Annotated in this window: 23 protein-coding genes and 1 pseudogene; 12 read left to right on the top strand and 12 right to left on the bottom strand. The window is 60.7% G+C overall.

Annotated features, from left to right (window positions below):
• Window positions 1-82: 82 nt before the first annotated feature.
• Together LT42_RS01395 and LT42_RS01390 are read right to left on the bottom strand one after the other, a co-directional pair.
• On the bottom strand, window positions 83-1,009 hold the full coding sequence (locus LT42_RS01395) for a Gfo/Idh/MocA family protein (RefSeq protein ID WP_037009291.1): 927 nt from the start codon (window positions 1,007-1,009) through the stop codon (window positions 83-85).
• 66 nt (window positions 1,010-1,075) lie between these two features.
• The gene (locus LT42_RS01390; RefSeq protein WP_037009288.1) at window positions 1,076-2,263 is read right to left on the bottom strand and encodes a XylR family transcriptional regulator; all 1,188 of its coding nucleotides are present in this window, start codon (window positions 2,261-2,263) and stop codon (window positions 1,076-1,078) included.
• 173 nt (window positions 2,264-2,436) lie between these two features.
• Here LT42_RS01390 and xylA point away from each other — a divergent pair, with 173 nt between their 5' ends.
• From xylA to LT42_RS25555, 5 genes and pseudogenes are all read left to right on the top strand, one after another.
• Entirely contained in the window at window positions 2,437-3,753 is a 1,317-nt protein-coding gene (gene xylA, locus LT42_RS01385; protein WP_037009286.1) for a xylose isomerase, read from the top strand.
• 315 nt (window positions 3,754-4,068) lie between these two features.
• Window positions 4,069-5,070, top strand: a complete 1,002-nt coding sequence (gene xylF / locus LT42_RS01380; protein WP_037009284.1) for a D-xylose ABC transporter substrate-binding protein — start codon at window positions 4,069-4,071, stop codon at window positions 5,068-5,070.
• Between the two features lie 91 nt (window positions 5,071-5,161).
• A complete protein-coding gene (gene xylG / locus LT42_RS01375; protein WP_037009283.1) occupies window positions 5,162-6,754 on the top strand; it encodes a D-xylose ABC transporter ATP-binding protein in 1,593 nt (530 codons plus the stop codon).
• Entirely contained in the window at window positions 6,751-7,887 is a 1,137-nt protein-coding gene (locus tag LT42_RS01370; protein WP_037009280.1) for a sugar ABC transporter permease, read from the top strand. Before xylG ends, LT42_RS01370 begins: the two co-directional genes overlap by 4 nt.
• Before the next feature lie 196 nt (window positions 7,888-8,083).
• A pseudogene (locus LT42_RS25555) lies at window positions 8,084-8,203 on the top strand (sugar ABC transporter permease); the annotation flags it as partial.
• A 330-nt stretch (window positions 8,204-8,533) separates the two neighbouring features.
• Here the strand turns inward: LT42_RS25555 and dusA are convergent.
• Window positions 8,534-9,544, bottom strand: a complete 1,011-nt coding sequence (gene dusA, locus LT42_RS01365; RefSeq protein WP_037009279.1) for a tRNA dihydrouridine(20/20a) synthase DusA — start codon at window positions 9,542-9,544, stop codon at window positions 8,534-8,536.
• Window positions 9,545-9,698: 154 nt separating this feature from the next.
• On the opposite strand from dusA, the gene LT42_RS01360 reads away from it, so the two are divergent.
• Entirely contained in the window at window positions 9,699-9,896 is a 198-nt protein-coding gene (locus LT42_RS01360; protein ID WP_152597566.1) for a hypothetical protein, read from the top strand.
• A gap of 334 nt (window positions 9,897-10,230) precedes the next feature.
• Complete coding sequence (tal, locus tag LT42_RS01355; protein ID WP_037009277.1) at window positions 10,231-11,157, top strand: transaldolase; 927 nt, start codon at window positions 10,231-10,233, stop codon at window positions 11,155-11,157.
• Between the two features lie 77 nt (window positions 11,158-11,234).
• Here tal and rssC read toward each other — a convergent pair whose 3' ends face one another.
• Both rssC and rssB read right to left on the bottom strand, forming a co-directional pair.
• Window positions 11,235-11,717: an anti-sigma factor antagonist RssC gene (rssC, locus tag LT42_RS01350; protein ID WP_037009276.1), complete on the bottom strand. Its 483-nt coding sequence runs from the start codon at window positions 11,715-11,717 to the stop codon at window positions 11,235-11,237.
• Window positions 11,717-12,898 carry a two-component system response regulator RssB gene (gene rssB / locus LT42_RS01345; protein ID WP_037009274.1) on the bottom strand — a complete coding sequence of 394 codons (1,182 nt, stop codon included), beginning with the start codon at window positions 12,896-12,898 and terminating at the stop codon, window positions 11,717-11,719. The genes rssC and rssB overlap by 1 nt, the downstream gene beginning before the upstream one ends.
• A gap of 265 nt (window positions 12,899-13,163) precedes the next feature.
• On the opposite strand from rssB, the gene LT42_RS01340 reads away from it, so the two are divergent.
• Window positions 13,164-13,463, top strand: a complete 300-nt coding sequence (locus LT42_RS01340; protein ID WP_037009272.1) for a PilZ domain-containing protein — start codon at window positions 13,164-13,166, stop codon at window positions 13,461-13,463.
• Between the two features lie 97 nt (window positions 13,464-13,560).
• On the opposite strand, the gene LT42_RS01335 is transcribed toward LT42_RS01340, so the two are convergent.
• Window positions 13,561-14,262, bottom strand: a complete 702-nt coding sequence (locus LT42_RS01335; RefSeq protein WP_037009271.1) for an MlaA family lipoprotein — start codon at window positions 14,260-14,262, stop codon at window positions 13,561-13,563.
• 201 nt (window positions 14,263-14,463) lie between these two features.
• Here LT42_RS01335 and LT42_RS01330 point away from each other — a divergent pair, with 201 nt between their 5' ends.
• Window positions 14,464-15,099: an HAD superfamily inactivated hydrolase PcrP gene (locus LT42_RS01330; RefSeq protein WP_037009269.1), complete on the top strand. Its 636-nt coding sequence runs from the start codon at window positions 14,464-14,466 to the stop codon at window positions 15,097-15,099.
• Between the two features lie 111 nt (window positions 15,100-15,210).
• Complete coding sequence (locus tag LT42_RS01325; protein ID WP_037009267.1) at window positions 15,211-15,474, top strand: DUF4404 family protein; 264 nt, start codon at window positions 15,211-15,213, stop codon at window positions 15,472-15,474.
• Window positions 15,475-15,928: 454 nt separating this feature from the next.
• Here LT42_RS01325 and queF read toward each other — a convergent pair whose 3' ends face one another.
• From queF to LT42_RS01300, 5 genes are all read right to left on the bottom strand, one after another.
• Entirely contained in the window at window positions 15,929-16,759 is an 831-nt protein-coding gene (gene queF / locus LT42_RS01320; protein WP_037009266.1) for an NADPH-dependent 7-cyano-7-deazaguanine reductase QueF, read from the bottom strand.
• Window positions 16,760-16,876: 117 nt separating this feature from the next.
• A complete protein-coding gene (gene copI / locus LT42_RS01315; RefSeq protein WP_420806872.1) occupies window positions 16,877-17,407 on the bottom strand; it encodes a copper-resistant cuproprotein CopI in 531 nt (176 codons plus the stop codon).
• Between the two features lie 3 nt (window positions 17,408-17,410).
• Complete coding sequence (locus LT42_RS01310; protein WP_037009262.1) at window positions 17,411-18,655, bottom strand: lipoprotein-releasing ABC transporter permease subunit; 1,245 nt, start codon at window positions 18,653-18,655, stop codon at window positions 17,411-17,413.
• A 90-nt stretch (window positions 18,656-18,745) separates the two neighbouring features.
• Window positions 18,746-19,429, bottom strand: a complete 684-nt coding sequence (lolD, locus tag LT42_RS01305) for a lipoprotein-releasing ABC transporter ATP-binding protein LolD (protein ID WP_162835386.1) — start codon at window positions 19,427-19,429, stop codon at window positions 18,746-18,748.
• Window positions 19,430-19,436: 7 nt separating this feature from the next.
• Window positions 19,437-20,687, bottom strand: a complete 1,251-nt coding sequence (locus LT42_RS01300; protein WP_037009259.1) for a lipoprotein-releasing ABC transporter permease subunit — start codon at window positions 20,685-20,687, stop codon at window positions 19,437-19,439.
• A gap of 148 nt (window positions 20,688-20,835) precedes the next feature.
• On the opposite strand from LT42_RS01300, the gene LT42_RS01295 reads away from it, so the two are divergent.
• Together LT42_RS01295 and LT42_RS01290 are read left to right on the top strand one after the other, a co-directional pair.
• Entirely contained in the window at window positions 20,836-21,429 is a 594-nt protein-coding gene (locus LT42_RS01295; RefSeq protein ID WP_037009257.1) for a PilZ domain-containing protein, read from the top strand.
• A gap of 30 nt (window positions 21,430-21,459) precedes the next feature.
• On the top strand, window positions 21,460-22,182 hold the full coding sequence (locus LT42_RS01290; protein WP_037009255.1) for a glycerophosphodiester phosphodiesterase: 723 nt from the start codon (window positions 21,460-21,462) through the stop codon (window positions 22,180-22,182).
• Window positions 22,183-22,224: 42 nt separating this feature from the next.
• Here the strand turns inward: LT42_RS01290 and sthA are convergent, their stop codons facing one another.
• Complete coding sequence (gene sthA / locus LT42_RS01285; RefSeq protein WP_037009253.1) at window positions 22,225-23,619, bottom strand: Si-specific NAD(P)(+) transhydrogenase; 1,395 nt, start codon at window positions 23,617-23,619, stop codon at window positions 22,225-22,227.
• Window positions 23,620-23,842: the final 223 nt, after the last annotated feature.

Genomic DNA, 23,842 nt, shown 5'->3' with positions numbered 1-23,842 from the left:
AACGCGGTCCGAGTGCGGGATTCACGCGATCCGCCGCCGATCCGCCGCCGAGGGTTCGGCGGGCGGATCGGGTGAACGGCGTTTACTCGTGAAAATCAGCAACAGTTGTTTTGCTGCCCACGAAAAAGCTGTCGGCGACGATGCGCAGCGGTTGCAGGTCGAGGTCGCTTTTGCCGGCTTGGATCAACCGCGCGAAATGCGCGTACATCACAGGGTACTCACCCTCCTCCGACACTTCCTGTGAAACGCCGTCGAGGGTGACCTGCGCACCGCCCGCGTCCAGGCGCATCACGCCCTCTTCACACTCCAGTTCGATGCTCCACTGCTCATTGACGCTGTGATCGAAATCCAGCTCAGCCAACACTCGCACCTGCTCACCCGAACGCATCTGCAGAAACGCCGCAATCGGCGACTGGCAGTTGCCGGGCACGTTCAGATGGGCGGATTCGACGAAAAGCGCGCGCGGCAGCAGCTCAGTGATGATCGACAACGCGTTGATTCCCGGATCGAACACGCCCAGCCCGCCTGCCTGCCAGATCCACGCCTGCCCCGGGTGCCACTTGCGCACCTGCTCTTTCCAGTCGATGCGCACCTGCTTGAGGGTTTTCCCTTCAAGCCACTGCTTTGCGTTAAGAACCCCGGGCGCGAACCGCGAGTGCCAGGCGAACAGGCCGCTGACGCCAGCCGCGTTGACCTCATCGATCAGCGCGAGCGCTTCGCCCAGGGTCGAGCACGGCGGCTTCTCCACCAGCACGTGTTTGCCTGCCCTCAGCGCCTGTTCGACCAGCGCAAAACGGCCTTGAGGCGGCGTGCAGAACGCGATGGCATCGACCTGCGGCCCCTGCTCCAGCAGCTCGGCCAGCGAACTGAAATTGGGCACGTCCGGGCAGTGCTGACCCAGCGTCGCGACGGCGACCAGTTCGAAACGGTCGCTGCCGCGAATGGCCGGCACGTGCTGGTCCTGGGCGATCTTGCCGTAACCCACCAGCCCTAAACGAATCGGATGCATCGATGACTCCTGTGATGTTGTCGTTGTTTTGTGGGGTGCCCACTGAAAGGCCACCCTTGAAGCGAATCAATGAATCGGTGCCGCGTCGCTCTGCTGGTACTCCCGAGGGGTGCAGCCGAATTCCCGGCGAAACACCGTGTGCAGGTACTGCGCCGATTTGAAGCCACAATTCTGGGCGATGTCGGCAATGGCCGAGTCGCTGTGCTTGAGGCCCGAGGCCGCGGCGCTCAGTTTGAAACTCAAAATCTCGTCATGCACGCTGCAACCGCGCTCCTTGCGAAAGTGCGATTCCAGCGAGGAGCGTGACACGCCGACGTAGGCGGCCACTTGAGCGGTCTTTATTCCCTGGCACGCGTACTGACGAATGAAGTGCAGCGCCTGCATGACATAAGGGTTGCCCAGCGGCTGATGCAGGCTGGAGGCTTGAACGTTGATGGCCTCCGGCGGCACCAGAATCTGGCTGGTGGTCGACGGCACACCGTGGAGCATCTGATGCAGCAGGCGCGCCGCCGTGCGGCCCATGCTCTGCGTGCCCTGGATCACGGAGCTCAACGGCACGCGGGTCAGGGTGCGGGTCAGCGGGTCATTGTCGATGCCAATCAGCGCCACTTGCTCGGGCACCGCGATGCCCGCCGTCAGACACGCCTGCAGCAACTGCCGGGCGCGGGCGTCGCTCACGGCGATAATGCCGATGGGCTTGGGCAGGCTCTGCAGCCAGGTGATCTGCTGTTGCACGGCGCTGTCCCACAGTGGCGCGCTGGTGCTGAGACCGCGATAGACTTCGCCGCGCAAGCCGTCGCGCTGCAACAGTCGGCGAAAGGCCTTTTCGCGCTCCTGGGCCCAGCGATTGCTCTGGGCTTCAGGCAGGCTGAAACAGGCAAACCGCGTCAGGCCGGCTTCGATCAAGTGCTCGTAGGCCAGCTTGATCAGCGCGAAATTGTCGGTGGCCACATAAGGGATGTTTTTTGGGTAAGAGCGCTCGTCTTCGTAAGAGCCGCCGACGGCGACCACCGGCAAACGGCTTCCGGCCAGCGCTTCGCCGATCAGCGGGTCGTCAAAGTCAGCAATGATGCCGTCGCCCTGCCAGCGCTCGATGCCCTTGAGCCGGCACAGAAAGTCCTCTTCCAGAAACAGATCCCACGACGCGCGCGTGCTGCTCAGGTAGTTGCCGATGCCAGTGATGATGCCGCGGTCGTAGATCTTGCCGCCGTTGAACAACAGCGCAATACGGTGAGCGGGCGGGACGGTTTTCATTATTGTTCCCCGGGCCTGTCAAGCGAGTCGGCACAGCCTAGGCCTGCGCCGGAGGAATCTCAATACTCAAAATCGAACAGCCTGTTGGTGATTTTCGCAATCGGCGGGCGCAGGGCCGTTGCTAGTATCGGGGACAGCCGGTTTCCCTCCCCCAGAACAATAAGGAATTCCCGATGCCCTGCTTTCCCGATGTCGACAAGATCCGCTATGAAGGCCCTGGCAGCGACTCGCCCCTCGCCTTTCGCCACTACGACGCCGACAAGATCATCCTCGGTAAACCGATGCGCGAACACCTGCGCATGGCCGCGTGTTACTGGCACACCTTTGTCTGGCCAGGCGCTGACATGTTCGGCGTCGGCACGTTCAAGCGTCCCTGGAACAAACCGGGGGATGCCCTGGAACTGGCGCGCTTCAAGGCCGAGGCAGCCTTTGAGTTCTTCTCCAAACTGGGCATCGACTATTACAGCTTCCACGACACCGACGTTGCACCGGAAGGCGCCAGCCTGAAGGAATACAGCCACAACTTCGCGCAGATGGTCGATGAGCTGGAACGCCACCAGGAGCAAAGCGGCATCCAGCTGTTATGGGGCACCGCCAACTGCTTCAGCAACCCACGTTTCGCCGCCGGTGCCGCCAGTAACCCGGACCCGGAAGTGTTCGCCTTTGCCGCCGCTCAGGTGTGCAGCGCGATGAACGCGACCAAGCGTCTGAACGGCGCCAACTACGTGCTGTGGGGCGGCCGCGAAGGCTACGAGACGCTGCTCAACACCGACCTCAAGCGCGAGCGTGAGCAACTGGGTCGCTTCATGCGCATGGTGGTGGAGCACAAGCACAAGATCGGTTTCACCGGTGACCTGCTGATCGAGCCCAAACCGCAGGAGCCGACCAAGCACCAGTACGACTACGACAGCGCCACGGTCTTCGGCTTTTTGCAGCAGTTCGGCCTGGAGAAGGAGATCAAGGTCAACATCGAGGCCAACCACGCCACCCTCGCCGGTCACAGCTTCCACCATGAAATCGCCACGGCAGCGTCGCTGGGTATTTTCGGCAGCATCGATGCCAACCGGGGCGATCCACAAAATGGCTGGGACACTGATCAGTTTCCCAACAGCGTTGAAGAGCTGACCCTGGCGACGTACGAGATCCTCAAAGTCGGCGGCTTCAAAAACGGCGGTTACAACTTCGACTCGAAAGTCCGTCGCCAGAGCCTCGATGAAATCGATCTGTTCTATGGCCACGTGGCCGCCATGGACGTCCTGGCCCTGTCGCTGGAACGCGCCGCCGCGATGATCGAGGACGACCGGCTGCAAGCGTTCAAGGACCAGCGCTACGCCGGTTGGGACCAACCCTTTGGCCGTGCGGTGCTCTCGGGTGAGTTCAGCCTGGATGCCCTGGCGCAACATGCCGTGGACAACGAATTGAACCCGCAGGCAGTGAGCGGTCGGCAGGAGATGCTTGAAGGCGTCGTCAACCGGTTCATCTATCCCTGACAGGTGATGATCGCGATCCCCACGCAGGACCGGCGAGGTCATCTCCAATCCGCTGGATGGACGCGATGCTTTTCGTAGGACCGGCTTCAGCCGGGAAGAGGCCAGTGTGTGCAGCATCAATCTTGCGGTATGACGCCAGCAGCTTCCCGGCTAAAGCCGGTCCTACTAACTTCAGCAGGTCCTATTACGCAAAGCGGCTGGTTACATTCTCGCGACAATTCCCTGCTCGCGGCGCGTGGCCAGTATCTACAGTTCACCGGCAACCCGAACATGCTGCAACAGTGTCTCTAAACAAAAATAACAGGACGCAACCCCATGAAGAACTTGAAAACCACCCTCCTCGCCAGCGCTCTGGCTTTGCTCAGCCTGCCGGTCATGGCCGATTCGGCGCACCCGAAAATCGGCTTCTCCATTGATGACCTGCGTCTGGAGCGCTGGTCTCGCGACCGTGACTACTTCGTCGCAGCAGCAGAGAAAATGGACGCCAAGGTCTTTGTCCAGTCCGCCGATGCCAACGAGCAAAAGCAGATCTCGCAGATTGAAAACCTGATTTCGCGCGGCGTCGATGTCATCGTCATCGTGCCGTTCAACGCCACCGTGCTGACCAACGCCGTCGCCGAGGCCAAGAAAGCCGGCATCAAAGTCGTGTCCTACGACCGCCTGATTCTCAACGCCGACATTGATGCCTACATCTCGTTCGACAACGAGAAAGTCGGTGAAATGCAGGCGGCCGGCGTGCTCAAGGCCGCGCCGAAGGGAAACTATTTCCTGCTCGGCGGCGCCCCCACCGACAACAACGCCAAGGTCCTGCGCGAAGGCCAGATGAAAGTGCTGCAGCCGGCCATCGACAAGGGCGACATCAAAATCGTCGGCCAGCAATGGGTCAAGGAATGGAACCCGACCGAAGCGCTGAGCATCGTCGAGAACGCCCTGACCAAAAACAGCAACAAAATCGACGGCATTGTCGCCTCCAACGACGCCACCGCCGGCGGCGCGATTCAGGCCCTGGCGGCGCAAAAACTGGCCGGTAAAGTGCCGATTTCGGGCCAGGACGCCGACTTGGCAGCGGTCAAGCGCGTGATCGACGGCACGCAGACCATGACCGTGTACAAGCCACTGAAACTGATCGCTTCCGAGGCTGCAAAACTGTCGGTGCAACTGGCGCGCAACGAGAAGCCGCAGTACAGCTCGCAATACGACAATGGCACCAAAAAAGTCGACACCATCCTGCTGACGCCCACGCCGCTGACCAAGGACAACATCGATCTGCTGGAGAAGGACGGGTTCTACACCAAGGACCAGATCGCGGGTAAGTAACAGACCCTTTTCTGATCGCCTTCTCAGCCAGTCGGGGCCGGCACGAATAGCGCCGGCCCCCGATTGGCTAGCTTCTGCGTGAGATCCTGCAATGTCCGAATACCTGCTGCAAATGAACGGCATCGTCAAATCGTTCGGCGGTGTCAAAGCGTTGAACGGCATCGACATCAAGGTGCGCGCCGGCGAATGCGTCGGGCTGTGCGGCGAGAACGGTGCTGGCAAATCGACCCTGATGAAAGTCTTGTCAGCGGTCTACCCCTACGGCACCTGGGAGGGGGAAATCCTCTGGGACGGCCAGCCGCTGCGGGCGCAGTCGATCAGTGAGACCGAGGCCGCCGGTATCGTCATCATCCATCAGGAACTGACTCTGGTCCCCGACCTCTCGGTGGCGGAGAACATCTTCATGGGTCACGAGCTGACCCTGCCAGGCGGGCGGATGAATTACCCGGCCATGATCCACCGCGCCGAAGCCTTGATGCGCGAGCTGAAAGTGCCGGACATGAACGTCTCGTTGCCGGTCTCCCAATACGGCGGCGGCTATCAGCAGCTGGTGGAAATCGCCAAGGCGCTGAACAAGCAGGCGCGGCTGCTGATTCTCGACGAACCTTCCTCAGCGCTGACCCGATCGGAAATCGACGTGCTGCTCGACATCATTCGGGACCTGAAGGCAAAAGGCGTGGCCTGCGTCTACATCTCCCACAAACTCGATGAAGTCGCCGCCGTCTGCGACACCATTTCGGTGATCCGCGATGGCAAACACATTGCGACAACCGCCATGGCTGACATGGACATCCCGAAAATCATCACGCAGATGGTTGGTCGCGAGATGAGCAACCTCTATCCCACCGAACCCCATGCCGTGGGCGAAGTGATCTTCGAGGCGCGCAACGTCACCTGTTACGACGTTGACAACCCCAAGCGCAAACGTGTGGACGACATTTCGTTCGTGCTCAAGCGCGGGGAAATCCTGGGCATCGCCGGGCTGGTCGGCGCCGGGCGCACCGAGCTGGTGTCGGCGCTGTTCGGCGCTTACCCCGGACGTTACACCGGCGAAGTGTGGCTGGACGGCAAACCGATCGACACCCGTACCCCGCTCAAGTCCATTCGCGCCGGGCTGTGCATGGTGCCCGAGGACCGCAAGCGTCAGGGCATCATTCCCGACCTCGGCGTCGGGCAGAACATCACCCTGGCCGTGCTCGACAGCTTCGCGCACCTGACCCGCATCGACGCTGAAGCCGAACTGGGCAGCATCGACAAGGAGATCTCGCGCATGCATCTGAAGACAGCCAGCCCGTTTCTGCCGATCACCAGCCTGTCCGGGGGCAATCAGCAAAAAGCCGTGCTGGCAAAGATGCTCCTGACCCAGCCGCGGGTACTGATTCTCGACGAGCCCACGCGCGGCGTGGACGTCGGCGCCAAATACGAGATTTACAAGCTGATGGGTGCACTGGCTGCCACGGGCGTGTCGATCATCATGGTGTCGTCGGAGCTGGCCGAAGTGCTCGGCGTCTCCGACCGCGTGCTGGTGATTGGTGAAGGTCAACTGCGCGGGGACTTCATCAACGAAGGGCTGACCCAGGAACAGGTACTCGCGGCGGCGCTCAGCCAGTCAGGCGACTACCTTGCGGCGCACCACAAAAACGACAACGACCGGCCAGGTGCTGTGGGAGAAGCGCGTCAATGAATCAGCTCAAGCAACTGTTTACCCGCTACAAAATGCTCGCGCTGGTGATCGCCATTGCCTTCATCTGGTTGTTCTTCAGTTGGCAAACCGAAGGCGGCTTCCTGACCCCGCGCAACCTGTCCAACCTGCTGCGGCAGATGTCGATCACCGGCATCCTCGCCTGCGGCATGGTCCTGGTGATCATCAGCGGCGAGATCGACCTGTCGGTGGGCTCGCTGCTCGGCCTGCTCGGCGGCGTGGCGGCGATTCTCGACGTGGTGTATCACGTCCCGCTGCCACTGAACCTGTGCATCGTCGCGGGCTGCGGCCTGCTGATCGGCCTCGCCAACGGCTGCATGACGGCGTACCTGCGCATTCCTTCCTTCATCGTTGGCCTGGGCGGCATGCTGGCGTTTCGCGGCATTTTGCTGGGGATCACCGGTGGCACCACCATCGCCCCGGTCTCGCCGGAGCTGGTGTACGTGGGCCAGGGATATTTGCCGCCGCTGGTGGGTGTTGTCCTGGGTGTGTTGCTGTTCGCGCTGACGCTGTTCCTGACCTGGCGTCAGCGTCGCAACCGCGCCCTGCATGGCCTGGCGGCGCACGCGATCGTGAGGGACGTCGTGCGCGTGGTGGCCATCGGCGCTGTGTTGGCCGGCTTCGTCTACACCCTCAACAGCTACGACGGCATTCCGGTGCCGGTGCTGTTGCTGCTGGTGCTGCTCGGCGTCTTCAGCTACATCACCAGCCAGACCGTGTTCGGCCGGCGTATCTACTCGGTGGGCAGCAACATGGAGGCGACACGTCTGTCCGGCATCAACGTGCAGGCGGTCAAGCTGTGGATCTTCGGCATCATGGGTGTCATGTGCGCCCTCGCCGGCCTGGTCAATACTGCGCGCCTGGCCGCAGGCTCACCCTCGGCGGGCAACATGGGCGAACTCGACGCCATCGCCGCGTGCTTCATCGGCGGTACGTCCATGCGCGGCGGCTCGGGAACGGTCTACGGCGCCCTGCTCGGTGCGCTGGTCATCACCAGCCTGGACAACGGCATGTCCATGCTCGACGTCGACAGCTACTGGCAGATGATCGTCAAGGGCAGCATCCTGGTACTGGCGGTGTGGGTGGATGTGAGTACGCGGAGTGGACGGCGGTAAGCGCGTGAGGCTTCAGCAGGCAACACCACGGCTAAATGACTCCCACGCCCGGTAGGAGCCGGCTTGCTGGCGAAGCTGTCAGGTCGGTGAACGTGTTCATTTCTGATCCACCGCCTTCGCCAGCAAGCCGGCTCCTACGGGACGGGGTGTCAGGCGAACCACTTGGTGTTCGCCGCAAACCTCGCAGGAGCGCGCCAGCTTGGGCAACGGCATGTCCATGCTCGACGTCGACAGCTACTGGCAGATGATCGTCAAGGGCAGCATCCTGGTGCTGGCGGTGTGGGTGGATGTGAGTACGCGGGCTGGGCGGCGGTGAGCGCGTGAGGCTTCAGCGGGCAACACCACGGCTAAATGACACCCTCGCCCGGTAGGAGCCGGCTTGCTGGCGAAGCTGTCAGGTCGGTTAACTTGTTCATTTCTGATCCACCGCCTTCGCCAGCAAGCCGGCTCCTACGGGACGGGGTGTCAGCCGAGTCATTCGTGGCAGCCGAACCACTGGTGTCCGCTGCAACCCTCGTATGAGCGCGCTTGCCCACGAACGCGTCGGATCAGCGAACTGGATCACGCAGCTCCACTGTCATTCTTGGGCCCGCGCGCTACTGCATCAAACTCAATCCAACTTACGTTATGAGAAGATGCGATCCACTTACCGCCCCTCCAGCAACTCCCCCGCCCGATCCAGCAACCCCAGCGGATCGTCCGTCTTGTGTATGTCCACCGAGAGCATCTGCCGAAACTTGCGTGCGCCCGGAAAGCCGGTGCCAAGGCCGAGCACGTGGCGGGTGATGTGGTGCATCGATCCGCCTTCATTCAAGTGCGCTTCAATGTAGGGCCGCATAAGCGCCAGCGCTCCGGCACGGGTGATCTGCGGCGCGGTGTCGCCAAACAGCTCGCGATCAACATCAGCCAGCAAATAAGGGTTGTGATACGCCTCGCGGCCGAGCATCACGCCGTCAAAGGTGTTCAGGTGTTCCTTGCACTGCTCCAGCGTCTTGATGCCGCCGTTGAGAATGATCTCCAGCCCGGGAAAGTCCTGCTTGAGCTCCGCGGCGATGTCATAGCGCAGCGGCGGGATGTCACGGTTTTCCTTGGGCGACAAACCCTCAAGGATGGCGATGCGGGCGTGCACGGTGAAGCTGGTGCAACCGGCATCGCGGACGGTGCCGACGAACTCGCACAGCTGCTCGTAACTGTCGCGTCCATTGATGCCGATGCGGTGCTTCACCGTCACCGGAATCGACACCGCGTCGCGCATGGCCTTGACGCAGTCGGCGACCAGTTGCGGATGCCCCATCAACACAGCGCCGATCATGTTGTTCTGCACCCGATCGCTGGGGCAGCCGACGTTGAGGTTCACCTCGTCGTAGCCCGCCGCTTGCGCCAGGCGTGCGCTGGCAGCCAGGTCAGCCGGGTTGCTGCCGCCCAGTTGCAGCGCCAGCGGATGCTCCGTCTCGTCGTGGCGCAGGAACCGCTCGGTGTCACCGTGCAGCAACGCGCCGGTGGTGACCATCTCGGTATAGAGCAGCGCGTTCTTTGACAGCAGGCGCAGAAAGAAACGGCAGTGGCGATCCGTCCAATCCATCATCGGGGCCACGGAAAAACGCCGTGATGGATCAGACGACAGGCGGTGGGCAGGGAGTTCGGTCGTAGGCAGCATGGGGCAAGTTAAACAGATCGGACGAAAAGGACGCGCAGTCTAACAGCTCGCACGTCCGGCTGAAGCCGAGCCTGACCAAAGCGCGTGCCTTGTGCAGGAACGGCCTGATACGGGAAGTCATCAAGCCCCGGCTGCGCTCACCCTGCAGTACCGCATGACCGTCCGGCAAAGCAGTGCGCAAGGTACTTCAGCCATCAATCAGCAGGGCGATTTGCAGAGCGGAGTACTGGCGAACAGCGTGAGCCTGACGCTTGCAGCTGACGCGACGTGTCGGGTTCACCTGGAGGTCTTTGATCAGACCACGTTGCTGAAGGCCGTCGACAGTGACTGCGGTGTGATGTCCGCGCGTTGATTGGCCTGCAGTCGGTGCAATTGCGCCCAGTTCGGCACCGCTCCGATTGCTGGCAACGACCCTTCGCTGGATTAGATTGCTCACTGCGGGAACATCCCGCTCGGTCAGGGCTCCAACCTGTCTGAATCGAGTATCCGCCCGCCTCGGGAACCGCCCGCCTTTGATCCCGCGCTGTCTTTTAACAGCGCCCAGCGCCTCGGATCATGGCTGACACACAGGTACGCTGTTTGCGCAAATGCAGGCGTCCAAACCCGTGTGTCTGTTGCGGTTTACGCCCTTGAGTGGTCGGCGGCGCTCGGGTAATGTCAGCAAACCCACAGGACAGAGCACGCTCATGACTTCCAAGCTGGAACAACTCAAGCAATTCACCACCGTTGTTGCCGACACCGGCGATTTCGCCGCGATCGAAAAGCTCAAGCCCGTCGACGCCACCACTAACCCTTCCCTCTTGCTCAAAGCCGCTTCCAGCGACAGCAACAGTGATCGTTTGAAAGAAGCGTTTGCCGGCAGCAACAACGACATTAACGTTGCCAGCGACCGCTTCGCTGTCGCCATCGGCCGTGAAATCCTCAAAGTGGTTCCGGGCCGGGTATCGACCGAAGTCGACGCGCGTCTGTCGTTCGACACGCAGGCCTGTATCGACCGCGCTGACCGCATCGTTGGCCTGTATGAAGACTTCGGCATCGGCCGCGATCGCATCCTGATCAAGCTGGCCTCCACCTGGGAAGGCATCAAGGCAGCCGAGGTGCTGGAAAAGAAAGGCATCCAGTGCAACCTGACGTTGCTGTTCTCCTTCGCTCAGGCACAGGCCTGCGCTGACGCCGGCGTGTTTCTGATCTCGCCATTCGTAGGCCGCATCTACGACTGGTACAAGAAAGCCGAAGGCAAGGAGTATGTCGGTGCAGAGGACCCGGGCGTGCAGTCCGTGACCCGCATTTATAACTACTACAAAGCCAACGACTACAAGACCGTGGTCATGGGCGCCAGCTTCCGTAACCTCAGCCAGATCGAAGAACTGGCCGGCTGCGACCGTCTGACCATCAGCCCTGACCTGCTGCACAAACTCTCGGAAGACAACGGCACGCTGGTGCAGAAACTCAAGCCGGGCAATGGCGGCGAAGCGCGCGTGACCCTGAACGAGAGCCAGTTCCGCTGGGCCTCCAATGAAGACGCCATGGCCACTGAAAAGCTGGCTGAAGGCATTCGTCAGTTCGCCCGCGACCAGGTAGCGCTTGAGAAGATGCTGTCGAACAAAGCGTAAGGTTCGCGAGATATAAAAAGGGCGGCACCCTCACAGGTGCCGCCCTTTTTTCATGCCCGAATCAGGGGCTGAAGGTATTACTGGTGTTCGAGCGCATTGACCAGATCGCGGAACGCCTCTCGGTTGGAGTCGTTCAAGCCCATCAGAATCTTGTGGGCCTCCAGCACCTTGGCCTTGACCACGTCTTCGCACTGGTCCTGCGATGGCAGGTCGCTAAGCGCTTCAGGACGGGGAATCGGCCGACCCACGATATTGAACACCTGATCAAAGCCCATCGACTGCAGCAGACGGGTGATGTCTTCGTGAGTAGTCACCACCGTTGGCAACAGCCCGGCCTTCTGCCGCGACAGGATCGACAGCTTGGCGAGCAGCCCAAGCGTAGTGCTGTCGATGCTGCGGGTTTCGGTGAGGTCGATGACCACCGTCGAGAAATTCATCGAGGTGAAGATACGCTCAATTGTCGCATCCAACGCAGAGCACAGCGTCAGACGCACTTCGCCCACAAACTTGAGGACAAATGTGCCGTCTTGCTCGGCGAACTGGATTCTACCGGTACTCATTAAAGGTTCCTGCTCAACACTAACAAGGCGATATCATCCGGCATCTCCCCTAGCGTGGCCAATCCAAACGTTTGGCGCAGACCGTCCAGGCTGCCCCCCGCCGCCTTGACCAGTTTGGGCAAGTTGGCTTCTTTCTCTTTGAGTGTATCACCTGGCAGAAGGTCCAGAATGCCGTCGGACAGCAGGGTGAGACTAAAGGACGCAGGCAGATCGATAACGTGATCGGTATAGGTCGCTTCGTTGAACAGCCCCACTGGCAGGCCACGGCCTTCGAGATAGCGCGTTTCTTCCGGTGTGTAAAGCACCGGCAGCGGCAGATGGCCACCGACGCTGTAAGTCAACTGCCCGGTCTCTTCGTCAATCACGCCGCCCACCATGGTGACGTGCTTGCCCAGCTTGCAGCTGATCAAACCGCGGTTGATATGGCCCAGGACGTCCGATGGTTTGAATTTCGGCAGCATCCCGCCGCGCTTGGATTCAAACAGCAGCCGCGTGGTCATGAATTTCAACAGCACGGTGATGAACGCCGAAGACGCACCGTGTCCGGAAACGTCCGCCAGGTAGAAGGCTACACGGCGCTCGTCGACTCGAAAATAATCCACGAAGTCGCCGGACAGATACAGCGAAGGGATGATCTCGTGTTCAAATTCGAACGCATCGATGGCCCACGGGCTCGTCGGCAACATGTTCATCTGGACCTGGCGGCCCGCGTCCTGGTCTTCCTGCAACAGGTGCAGACTGGCCTCAAGCTCGCGGTTGGCGGTCTCCAGCTTCTGCCGGTATTCCCTGTTCTCCAGCAACAGGCGCGAGCGGTCCAGCGCGCGCTTGACCGAATGTTCCAGCACCGCGAGGTCTTCCAGCGGCTTGATCAGGTAATCGGCTGCGCCGAGTCGCAGAGCCTCGACGGCGTCACTCATGACCCCTGCCCCGGACACCACAATGACCGGCGTTTCCGGCGCGAGGCTGGTCACCTGACGAATAAGCTCGAGGCCGCCCACCTGCGGCATGCGCAGATCGCAGATCAGCAGATCGGGCTTTTCCTGCTCGAAGGTCTGTAGACCCTGCACGCCGTTACCGGCTTGCAGAACGCTGAACCCACTGTCTTCCAAGTAGGCCGCGAGACTCGCGCGCACGACTTCGTCGTCATCGATGATAAGCAGCGTGGCACTGGTTTTTTGCATGTGGGCAAACGGCGCCAGATTAGGTTGGCGTAGGCGGCTGGTTAGGGTCAGGCCGCGTACTGGATTCGCTTCTAGCCTCTCTGGCCCAGGTAGCGGACTTTTGGTCAAACGCTTCGCGTGTCAGAGCTGCCCTTCAAGGCGCAGACGGTACTCCCATCCGCCTGGCGTTTCAAGCATGCTCCCGCCGGGGCAAGGCGTCTTTACATCGCAAATCGCGCGGAGTTATAAGAACCTCTGAATCAGCAATCAAAACAAAGGATGCGTCATGGGCCAGCTGGATCGCGATTACGAAGAAAAACGGGATTACATTCGCATGCGAGTGGATGCGGACATCAACCTTATCTACGCCGGTCAGATCATCCCCGCCGTATGCGTGGACTTATCCGGCTCAGGCATGCAGGTACAGGCGCCGCGCTCGTTTCAGGTCGGCGACAAACTCAGCGTGCGCATCGACTCCGAGCATGCCGCGCTCAAGGGACTTGAAGCCGATACGGAGGTCGTGTGGATCGCCGACATCGAAGGCGGCGAACAGAAACTGGGGCTGACCATTCTGGCGATGAAGTAAACCGCAGGCGGAACTCCGTCACAGTTTCGAAAAAAACCGAAAATAAAAAGGCGACCCTCAGGTCGCCTTTTTAGTGTCGTTTTACGGTACGGCGGGATCAGAAGTCGTCGACGACCTTGCCGTCCTTCACCTTGAACTCGCGGTTTTGCAGATAAGCATTGCGGATGAAGATGTACTTGTCTCCGTTGATCAGCTTTTCTGCGGACAGAAGGCTGGCGCGGGTATCGACAATGCTCACACCCAGCGCCGTGTTGCGGGTTGGCACATGGTCAATGTAACGCCAAGGCTGGGTGTAGGTGTCGGGGTACTTGGCGAAGGCATCGCGCACGGTGCTTGGGCCCAACAGGGGCAGCATCACGAACGGACCGCTGTTCACGCCCCAGTGGCCGAGAGTCTGACCGAAGTCTTCGTCGTTGCGCTGCAAGCCCATCTTGGTGCCGACGTCAAAAAAGCCCAGCAGGCCGAACGTGGTGTTGAAGATCAGGCGAGCGGTGTCGACGCCAGCGGCTTCAGGCTTGGCTTGAAGCACATCGTTGGCAAAGTTGGTCACTTCGCCGACGTTTTTAAACATGTTGTGGATACCGTCTTCCAGAAACTGCGGCGTGATGAACTCATAGCCTTGGGCAATGGGCTTCAGCGCGTAGGTATCGACGGTATCGTTGAAACGGAAAATGGCACGGTTGACGCCTTCCCATGGATCTTCGTCTGCAGCATTTGCAGCCATAGGCGCCACGGCCAGACTGGCCCACACGCACGTTCGAACCAGACGATTGATAAAGCCAGCACCGTTCTCGGGCATAGCTGAGACTCCCAGTCAAAGTAATGAAGCGGGCGCTACGCCCCAAACCAAAGGCGGGAGTATAAAGACTTCTGTGACGATTTACGTCGTTGAAATGCCCCAAGTTCTGTAGGCCGGTAAACATCCGGAAACACTGTCATCTTCCGGTCATCGATTTGTCATGGCAATCCCTTAGCGTCAACGGCTTTGAGAGGGAATGCCATGCTTGCCCCGGTCGCCGTCGCTGCTCCGTCCTTCACCGCTGTGCTCTTCGGACTGAGCGGTTGCCTCGTCGATTTCGGCGCCCAGGCACGGACTCTGCTTGCCAGCGATGGCAGGTCATTGGATGGCCACGATGCACAACCCTTTGCCACGCCCGCCCCCGGCGCAATCAACGCGCTGAGGTACCTCAAGCAACACAGCATCCCCTGCGCCTGGATCGACGAATATCCTGCAACGATCACCGATCAACTCGCTGCGCCGCTCGGCGCGATGATTCATTCCACGCCGCTGCCCGGCAATCGCTGGCCAGCGCCCGATGCCTGCTGGCAGGCATTGATGACGCTGGGTGTGAAGCAACTGGACGGCTGCGTGCTGGTTAGCGGTGATCCGCGCCTGCTCATGGCGGGCATCAACGCTGGCCTGTGGACGGTGGGCCTGGCGTCGTGCGGGCCGTTGTGTGGCGTGCCGCCAGCGCAGTGGGACGCCATGAGCGATTTGGATCGCGAACGTCGCCGAGGCCGCGCCACGCTCGAGCTTTACGCCGCCGGTGCGCACTCGGTCATCGATCACCTGGGAGAACTGGAGTCGTGCCTGGCCGACATCACGCTGCGCCGGCAGAAGGCCGAGAAGCCCTGAGGTGATCGGCATCATGCAAAGCCGTCTGGAGTGGATTAGTCTTACAGCGTAAAGGACCTTTGCCGGAGCATTGCGGTCCATCGTGGGACTAATCAGAGTAAGGAACACCTCATGTCCGTCAGTGACTTGCAACTACAACTCGACACCCTGCGCGAGCAGTTTGAGCAGAACCCGCAACTCACTGTGGAGGAGCGCGCGAACCTCACCGACGTCATGGAGCAAATCCAGGCGCAGATCGAGCTTGAAACCGTCAGCCAGGATCCGAGCATATCCGATGGCGTGAACCTGGCGGTTGAGCGCTTCGAGGTCGACCACCCGACCATCGCTGGTACATTGCGCAATGTTCTGGTGACGCTGGGCAGCATGGGGATCTGAGAGGAATCCGCCGGTGGGCGCGCCTGGCGCTGAATGACACGTTTTTGCAGGAGTCGGCTTGCTGGCGAACGCCACACACCTTAAGGAGCCGGCTTGCTGGCGAATGCGGTGGATCAGTCCCCGCCCAGCGCCTTGACGATTGGGTTCGCCAGCAAGCCGGCTCCTACAAATTATTCATTCGCTCATTATCAGCGGTCTCTTCTCCAGATTTTAAACTACTGGCTCGGGCACTTTCGCGCCGGTCTGTCTGCTGGCGGACGCCACATCTCTGCAGGAGCCGGCTTGCTGGCGGACGCCACACACCTGTAGGAGCCGGCTTGCTGGCGAACGCGTTCTGGCTGTCGAGGACGATGTTGAATGTGCCGGCCTCTTCGCGGGCAAGCGCGCTCCTACAGGTGATTCGACATCCCGTATCACCTGCGGCGAACACGGCTTCGGCAGATGATTCGTCGGGTCACTGCCGTGCGAGACGTCCATTCTCCAGGGTCAACCCTTCGGTGCTGCGGTAGGGGTTGATGTCCAGCCCGCCCCGGCGCACGTAGCGCGCGTAAACCGTCAACTTTTCCGGCTTCAGCAGGCGTTGCAGGTCCATGAAAATGCGTTCGACGCACTGTTCGTGAAAATCCGAATGCTGGCGGAAGCTTACGATGTAGGCCAGAAAGCTTGCGTGATCCAGTGCCGCGCCCCGGTATTCCACGGCTACGCTGCCCCAGTCTGGCTGGCTCGTTACCGGGCAGTTGGACTTCAGCAGGTGGCTGTGCAGGGCGTCGTCCACTACGCGTGATTCATCGCAATGCAGCAGCTCGGGCTGCGGGCGGTCATAGCTGGTGATCTTCACATCGAGATCATCAATACACACGCCCGGTACCGCAACGATCCCCTCGGCTTCAATGTCATTGAGGCTGCGGATACGCACGCCCACTGGCTTGCCAGCGGCGGCCGACAGGTCTCTCTCCAGCGTGACGACGAGCTCGTCCCGGGAGGCGAACGCGGTCTGATTGAGCGAATTGAGGTACAGCTTGAAAGACTTGGATTCGATGATGTTGGGCGAATCGGCAGGAATGCTGAACTCCCCGATGGCGACCACCGGCTTGCCGGACGGGAGCAACCAGGACAGCTCATAGCAATTCCAGAAATCGACGCCCTGGTAAGGCAGCGTTTCTGCAGTCAACCCCAGCTCTGCCCACTTGGCGGCGCGGGGTATCGGGAACAGCAAAGACGGCGTGTATGTCGCAATGTATTCGCTGGACTTGCCCAGCGGCGAGTGTTCGGCTGCGGGATGCATGGCGGGACCTGAACCTGAAAAACGGCGATAAATACCAAGGTCGCGCAGTTTATCGGGTTCGGCCCCTGTTTTCAGCGATTACTGAGACTTTCAGCGTTAAGTCAGACCATTCAGTGGTTACTGGCTGATCGCGACCTTGCCAACCATGCCCGCCTGATAATGGCCGGGGATGTTGCAGGCGAACTCCAACCCGGTGGCGTCGGCAAACGTCCATGTCAGCTCGGCAGTCTTGCCGGGCTCAACCAGCATGCTATTGGGATCGTCGTGCTTCATGGCGCCGTCACCGTGCGCCATTCCATGGTCCATGCCGGCCATGTCGTGCTTCATGCCCGTGGGCGTCAGCATCCCACTGGCTGCCATTTTCAGCATTTCCTGCTGGTGCGCCGCATGCATCGCGGCATCGCCGAGATTGAACTCGTGAAGCAACTGGCCCTTGTTGACCAGCACGAAACGCACGGTCTCGCCTTTTTTGACAGACAGCGACTTGGGCTCGAAATACATATCGCCCAGCGTCACCTCGACAGTGCGTGTCGCTTTCGCGGCGTCGCCAGGATGGCCGAACGCAAAATGCTCCGCCGTGGACGCCTGCGACGCCACGCTCACACTTAACAGCACAGCCGCTGCACAAAGACGAATCAACATGGGCATCTCCTACTCGTAGCGCAACGCATGAGCCGGCTGGATCTGGGCGGCGCGATAGGCCGGATAGATCGTTGCCAGAAAGCTGAGGATGAACCCCGCACTGCAAATCAGCACCACGTCGCTGCCTTCAAGCTGCGACGGCAAGTTGCTGATGAAATACACGTCCGAGGTGAAAATGTGCTGCCCGGTCACGCGTTCGACCCAGCCGACGATCTGGCTGACGTTGATCGCCGCGATCACGCCCAGCACGCCGCCTATGACCGTACCGACAATGCCGATCACGGTGCCCTGCACCATGAAGATGGTCATGATCTGTCGAGGTGTCGCGCCGAGGGTGCGCAGGATAGCGATGTCGGCGCCCTTGTCGTTCACCACCATGATCAGCGTGGCGATGATGTTGAAGGCGGCCACGGCGACGATCATCAGCAACAGCAGACCGATCATGGTCTTTTCCATTTTCATGGCGCTGAACAGACTGCCCTGGGTGTGGGTCCAGTCATCTGCCTTATAGTCCGCACCGAGCCCGGCGACAATGGCGCTGGATACCTGCGGCGCTGCGTACAGATCGGTCAGCGCAAGGCGCACGCCTTGCACCTGGTTGGGTTGCCAGCGCTGAATAACGGCAGCATCGGCGACGTTGACCAGCGCCATCGAACCGTCCAGCTCGGCACCGACCTTGAACACCCCCACCACGGTCAAACGTTGCAAACGCGGCGTAATGCCACCGGGTGCGCTGCTGATCTCCGGAACGATCAGCGTCAGCTTGTCACCGACGTTCAGGCGAAAGCGCCGGGCCGTGATTTCGCCGATCACCACACCGAACTCGCCGGGTTTGAGGTCCTGCAACCGCCCCTGCACGATGTGCTGGGTCACGATCGACACCTTCGATTCCAGCGCCGGGTCGACGCCGTTGATCTGAGTCGGCTGCATCGAGCCTTTGTACGAGAGCATGCCGTCCATTTCAGTGAACGGCACGGCCGCGATCACTTGCGGGTCCTTGAGCGAAGCCGTGGCGGCTGGCTGCCAGTCGTCCAGCGGTTTGACACCCGAGATCACGGCGTGGGGAACCATGCCGAGGATGCGCGAACTCATTTCCTTCTGGAAACCGTTCATCACCGACAGCACCACGATCATCGCCAGCACGCCCAGCGCCAGCCCGATCATCGAGGTCATGGAGATGAACGAGATGAAGTGGTTGCGACGCTTGGCCCGGGTGTAGCGTGTCCCGATAAAGATGGATAACGGTCTGAACATTCGTGGAGCACCGTAACTGAAACGACTAAAAGTAGAAAACGCCGACGCGCGGGTTATCGTCGACAACCTGCGTGCATCGGGATGCGCGGCTCAAGCCTGGACCAGACGGCCCTCTTCGAGACGCCATACGCGGTCCATCTGGCGGGCCAGCGTCATGTCGTGAGTCACCACCAGAAACGCGGTGCGCGACGACGTGCTGAGTTCCAGCATCAGGTCCTGAATGCCCTGGGCAGTATGAGAGTCGAGGTTGCCGGTGGGCTCGTCGAGCATGACCAGACCCGGCTGATTGACCAGCGCCCGCGCGATGGCCACCCGCTGACGCTCACCGCCGGACAACTCCGAAGGCTTGTGCGCCAGACGGTGCTTGAGCCCTACTCGCTCAAGCAATGCGGTTGCGCGCTGGCGCGCTTCCGGAATCGGCGTCTTGCCGATAAGTAGTGGCATGCAGACGTTTTCCAGCGCGGTGAATTCGGGCAGCAGATGGTGGAACTGGTAGACGAAGCCCAATGCGCGGTTGCGCAACAGGCCCCGGGCCTTTTCGTTCAGCGCCGACAGCTCTTCTCCCGCCAGCCAGACACTGCCTTCGGTGGGCGTGTCCAGACCACCGAGCAGGTTGAGCAAGGTACTTTTGCCGGAGCCCGAACTGCCGACGATTGCCACGCGCTCACCCGGGTGCAATTCCAGTTGAAGGCCTGACAGGACCACGACGGATTCCGGACCTTCCTCGTAGGATTTGCCCAGGTTGCGGCAGCTCAGTACAGCTTTATCACTCATGCCCGACTCACTCATAACGTAGCGCCTCCGCCGGCTGGGTGCGCGCCGCACGCCAGGCTGGATACAGGGTGGCGAGGAAACTCAGAACCAGCGCCGCGCCGCATACCAGCAGCACGTCCTGGGTCATCAATTGCGATGGCAGATAGTCGATGAAATAGACATCCGCATTCAGAAACTTGTGGCCAATAAGGCCTTCCAGCGCCGAAATCGCCGAACTGACGTTCAAGGCCGCCAGGATGCCGACGCCGGCGCCGATCAGTGTACCGACGACACCAATGACGGTGCCCTGGACCATGAAAATCGCCATGATCTGGCCCGGAGTGGCCCCCAGGGTTCGCAGGATGGCAATGTCACCGCGCTTGTCGTTGACGACCATGACCAGCGTGGAAATGATGTTGAACGCCGCGACGGCAACGATCAGCAGCAGGAGCAGGCCAATGATGGATTTCTCCATGCCGATGGCCTGATACAGATTGCCGTGGGTGCGGGTCCAGTCACGCGAATAATACTGGTGCTCGCCGAGGTTCTGCGCGATGTCATACGCCGTACGCGGCGCCTTGAACAGATCGGTGAACTTCAGACGCAAGCCCTGCACCTGGTCTGGCTTCCAGCGGTGCAGCCGCGCCAGATCCTGCAGGTTGGTCACACCCAGATAACCGTCCAGCTCGCCGGCGCCGACATGGAAGATGCCCACCACCGTGAAGCGCTTCATGCGCGGGAACATGCCGGCCGGAGTCACAGTGACTTCAGGTGAAACAAAGGTCACCTTGTCGCCCATGCCGACCCCCAGCTTGGTCGCGGCCTTGTCGCCGATCACCACGCCGAAGCCGCCCGCGACCAGGTCATCGAGACTGCCCTGCTTCATGAAGCCGTCGATGATCGACACCTTGCGCTCCTGCACAGGGTCGATGGCGTTCAATAGGATCTTTTGCACGTTGCCATTGTTGGTCAGCAGCCCTTGCATCTGGATGAACGGCGCAACCGCTTCCACCTGTTTGTTCTGTTTGACGCGGGCCGCGAGGGCCTGCCAGTCGTTGATCGGTTCGCCGGACTCGATGGTGGCGTGGGGCACCATGCCCAACACGCGCGTGCGCATCTCATGATCGAAGCCGTTCATGACCGACAGCACGACGATCATCACGACCACGCCTAGGGCGAGGCCGATCATCGACGTCAGGGAAATGAAGGAGACAAAGTGGTTACGGCGCTTCGCACGGGTGTAGCGCGTGCCGATGAATACAAAAAGAGGTCTGAACATTTAGGCGCTTGTTCGGAGGAATGGGAACGTCCTTGTGGCGGGCCTGGGCAAGCGGCTTTACACTCGAATCAGCGCTGAATCACACTCGTATCAATGAGCTGTGATTTTAAGCAATCACTCTGACAACCGCCGCTACCATGGGTTAGCCATGCCGACACTAGATGAAGAAGAACGCCGCGAATACTACCGTATCGAGGACAGCGTCGCACTGGAAATTAACCGCATCGGCGGTCCCGACACGGGCGACGCCCCCGGCTTGCACGACACGTCCACGCTCTTCGATCTGCTAAGCGAATTGCATGTCGCCGAGTTCGAGTCGCAGCATCTGCTGCGTCAACTGGACGATCGCGACCGCACCACCAACAGCTTTCTTCGCGCCATGAGCAAGCGCATCGACCTGCTTGGGCAAGTGGTTGCGCACACCGCGCTGGGCAAGCTGGGCGCCCCGCAGCGCGTGATCATGTCCGAAGGCGGTCTGCAATTCGAGACCGCCCAGCCCTTTCCGCCCGGCACGTTGTTGTCGGTGAAAATGGTGCTGATGCCCCAGGCATCAGGGATGCTGTTGCGCGCCCGCGTGACTCAGTGCCACGCGTTGAATGTCGGCGATTTTGATGTCGGCATGGAGTGGATCGACCTCACGGACGCCCAACGCCAACTGCTGGCCCGACACATCCTGCAACGACAAGCCGCGCAACGACGACTCGCGCGCGAGCAGAACGACCCTGACATGAAGCCAGACTGATCCAGCCCCTACGCCTACCAAGGAGTGATTGTGACCATTATTTACGGCCACCGCGGCGCCAAGGGCGAAGCACCGGAAAACACCCTGACCAGTTTCCAGGAGTGCCTCAAGCACGGCGTCAAGCGTTGCGAACTGGATTTGCACTTGTCCCGCGATGGCGAACTGATGGTCATCCATGACCCGACCCTCAAGCGCACCACAGACCGGCGCGGCAAAGTGGTTGAGCACGATGCCGCCGACCTTGTGACCTACGACGCGCGCAAGGGCGGGCCGGGCTGGGTACAACCCTGCCCTATTCCTCGTCTGGAAGAGTTGTTCGAGAAGTGCCCGTTCGACCACTGGCAGCTGGAAGTCAAAAGCGCATCGCGTACCCGGGCTGCGACGACGGTGCTGGCCATCCGCGAAATGGCCCAGCGCCACGGTTTGCTGGACAAGGTGACGATTACCTCCAGCTCCAGAGAAGTGCTGCGCGCAGCACTTGAGCTGACTCCGGACATTTCACGCGGGCTGGTCGCCGAATACGCCTGGCTCGACCCGCTGAAGGTTGCCCAGGGTTATGGCTGCGAATTTCTAGCGCTGAACTGGACGCTGTGCACACCCGAGCGCTTGAAGAAAGCTCAGAATCAGGGGCTGCATGTGTCGGTCTGGACAGTCAACGAGCCCGCACTGATGCGCAGGCTCGCTGACTTTGGCGTTGACAGCCTGATTACAGACTTTCCCGGTTTGGCCAGCGCCACCCTTGGGAAATACTGAAATCGGTCTCCCCGACCGGCTCAGGCCACCGGCCGGAGCCGGTCAAAAAAGCCGGTTAAGGCCGTCGTAGGCCGCGACCCGATAGGCCTCGGCCATGGTCGGGTAGTTGAAGGTGGTGTTGACGAAGTACTTGATGCTGTTCGCCTCACCCGGCTGGTTCATGATGGCCTGGCCGATGTGCACGATTTCCGATGCCTGGTCGCCGAAGCAATGCACACCGAGAATCTGCAGGGTCTCCCGGTGGAACAGGATTTTCAGCATGCCGACCGGCTCGTTGGAGATTTGCGCCCGGGCCATGCTTTTGAAAAACGCCTTGCCCACTTCGTACGGCACCTTGGCCACGGTCAGATCATGCTCGTTCTGACCGATGGAGCTGATCTCGGGGATGGTGTAGATGCCGGTCGGCACATCATTGACGAAGCGCCATGCGCCGTTGTCGACAGCGCTGCCAGAAGCCGAACGCCCCTGGTCATAGGCCGCACTGGCCAGACTCGGCCAGCCAATCACGTCGCCGGCGCCATAGATGTTGGGCTGGCTGGTGCGGTAGGCCTCATCGACGTCAATCTGGCCACGGCCGTTGGCTTTGATGCCGACGTTCTCCAGACCCAGCTTGTCGGTGTTGCCGGTGCGACCGTTGCACCACAGCAGGGCATCGGCCTTGATCTTTTTACCGGACTTGAGGTGCAGGATCACGCCGTTGTCGAGCCCTTCAACGCGCTCGTATTCCTCGTTGTGACGCACCATCACATTGTTGTTGCTGAAGTGATAGCTCAAGCCCTGAGAGATTTCCGAATCGAGGAAGCTCAGCAGCTGGTCGCGGTTATCGATTAGCTCGATCTCTACTCCCAGGCCGCTGAAGATCGACGCGTATTCGCAGCCGATCACTCCGGCGCCATAGATGATCAGCTTGCGCGGGGTGTGACCCAGGCTGAGGATGGTGTCGCTGTCGTAGATGCGTTTATGGGAGAAGTCGATATCGGCAGGACGATACGGCCGCGAACCGGTCGCGATGATGATCTGATTGGCGACCAGTTTTTCAACGACGCCCGATGTACACACGACATCGACGCTGCGCTCGTCGGCGAAGCTGCCGGTGCCGAAAAACACGTCGACACGGTTGCGCGCGTAATAACCGGTGCGCGATGCCACTTGCTTGTTGATGACCTTCTCGGCGTTTTTCAGAACGTCAGGGAAGGAGAACCAGCGTGGCTCACCAATGGCCCGAAACATCGGGTTGGTGTTGAACTGAATGATTTGCTTGACGGAGTGACGCAGCGCCTTCGACGGGATCGTGCCCAGGTGGGTGCAGTTGCCGCCGACCTGCCGACGGCTGTCGACCATGGCCACTTTACGCCCGGCCTTGGCGGCGTTCATCGCCGCGCCTTCTCCCGCCGGGCCTGAACCCAGCACCACCACGTCGTAGTTGTAGACAGCCATGCGTACTCCTCAGAACTGGCCGAGACACCACTCTGGTGGCTCTGGCTGAATCATGCCGCAGCGGGCGGCATGCAGGATCGAAACTCGCGGCGCAGTCTAATCCCGTCGAACGAAAACGACCATTAACCCTTGGTCGCGTCCGCCCGCCCGAGCGATCTGTGCCGCCGCCAGCCGGGCCACTGACAGGACGCTGTCGGCGGATGGCTGGGGGGAAGCCTTTTCC

The organism is Pseudomonas lutea (genome assembly GCF_000759445.1).
Lineage (GTDB): Bacteria > Pseudomonadota > Gammaproteobacteria > Pseudomonadales > Pseudomonadaceae > Aquipseudomonas > Aquipseudomonas lutea.
Note: the sequence above shows the minus strand (reverse complement) of the source record. Positions and strands in the feature narration are given on the sequence as shown.

Bases quoted from the DNA above. Each gene is read 5' to 3' on its own strand.
- xylA (WP_037009286.1), top strand. From the start codon at position 2,437: ATGCCCTGCTTTCCCGATGTCGACAAGATCCGCTATGAAGGCCCTGGC.
- LT42_RS01395 (WP_037009291.1), bottom strand. From the start codon at position 1,009: ATGCATCCGATTCGTTTAGGGCTGGTGGGTTACGGCAAGATCGCCCAG.
- LT42_RS01300 (WP_037009259.1), bottom strand. From the start codon at position 20,687: ATGTTCAGACCTCTTTTTGTATTCATCGGCACGCGCTACACCCGTGCG.
- dusA (WP_037009279.1), bottom strand. From the start codon at position 9,544: ATGCTGCCTACGACCGAACTCCCTGCCCACCGCCTGTCGTCTGATCCA.
- LT42_RS01390 (WP_037009288.1), bottom strand. From the start codon at position 2,263: ATGAAAACCGTCCCGCCCGCTCACCGTATTGCGCTGTTGTTCAACGGC.
- LT42_RS01295 (WP_037009257.1), top strand. From the start codon at position 20,836: ATGCCGACACTAGATGAAGAAGAACGCCGCGAATACTACCGTATCGAG.
- xylF (WP_037009284.1), top strand. From the start codon at position 4,069: ATGAAGAACTTGAAAACCACCCTCCTCGCCAGCGCTCTGGCTTTGCTC.
- LT42_RS01370 (WP_037009280.1), top strand. From the start codon at position 6,751: ATGAATCAGCTCAAGCAACTGTTTACCCGCTACAAAATGCTCGCGCTG.
- LT42_RS01340 (WP_037009272.1), top strand. From the start codon at position 13,164: ATGGGCCAGCTGGATCGCGATTACGAAGAAAAACGGGATTACATTCGC.
- LT42_RS01325 (WP_037009267.1), top strand. From the start codon at position 15,211: ATGTCCGTCAGTGACTTGCAACTACAACTCGACACCCTGCGCGAGCAG.
- LT42_RS01360 (WP_152597566.1), top strand. From the start codon at position 9,699: ATGACCGTCCGGCAAAGCAGTGCGCAAGGTACTTCAGCCATCAATCAG.
- copI (WP_420806872.1), bottom strand. From the start codon at position 17,407: ATGCCCATGTTGATTCGTCTTTGTGCAGCGGCTGTGCTGTTAAGTGTG.
- LT42_RS01330 (WP_037009269.1), top strand. From the start codon at position 14,464: ATGCTTGCCCCGGTCGCCGTCGCTGCTCCGTCCTTCACCGCTGTGCTC.
- rssC (WP_037009276.1), bottom strand. From the start codon at position 11,717: ATGAGTACCGGTAGAATCCAGTTCGCCGAGCAAGACGGCACATTTGTC.
- tal (WP_037009277.1), top strand. From the start codon at position 10,231: ATGACTTCCAAGCTGGAACAACTCAAGCAATTCACCACCGTTGTTGCC.
- queF (WP_037009266.1), bottom strand. From the start codon at position 16,759: ATGCATCCCGCAGCCGAACACTCGCCGCTGGGCAAGTCCAGCGAATAC.
- rssB (WP_037009274.1), bottom strand. From the start codon at position 12,898: ATGCAAAAAACCAGTGCCACGCTGCTTATCATCGATGACGACGAAGTC.
- LT42_RS01310 (WP_037009262.1), bottom strand. From the start codon at position 18,655: ATGTTCAGACCGTTATCCATCTTTATCGGGACACGCTACACCCGGGCC.
- xylG (WP_037009283.1), top strand. From the start codon at position 5,162: ATGTCCGAATACCTGCTGCAAATGAACGGCATCGTCAAATCGTTCGGC.
- LT42_RS01335 (WP_037009271.1), bottom strand. From the start codon at position 14,262: ATGCCCGAGAACGGTGCTGGCTTTATCAATCGTCTGGTTCGAACGTGC.
- sthA (WP_037009253.1), bottom strand. From the start codon at position 23,619: ATGGCTGTCTACAACTACGACGTGGTGGTGCTGGGTTCAGGCCCGGCG.
- lolD (WP_162835386.1), bottom strand. From the start codon at position 19,429: ATGAGTGATAAAGCTGTACTGAGCTGCCGCAACCTGGGCAAATCCTAC.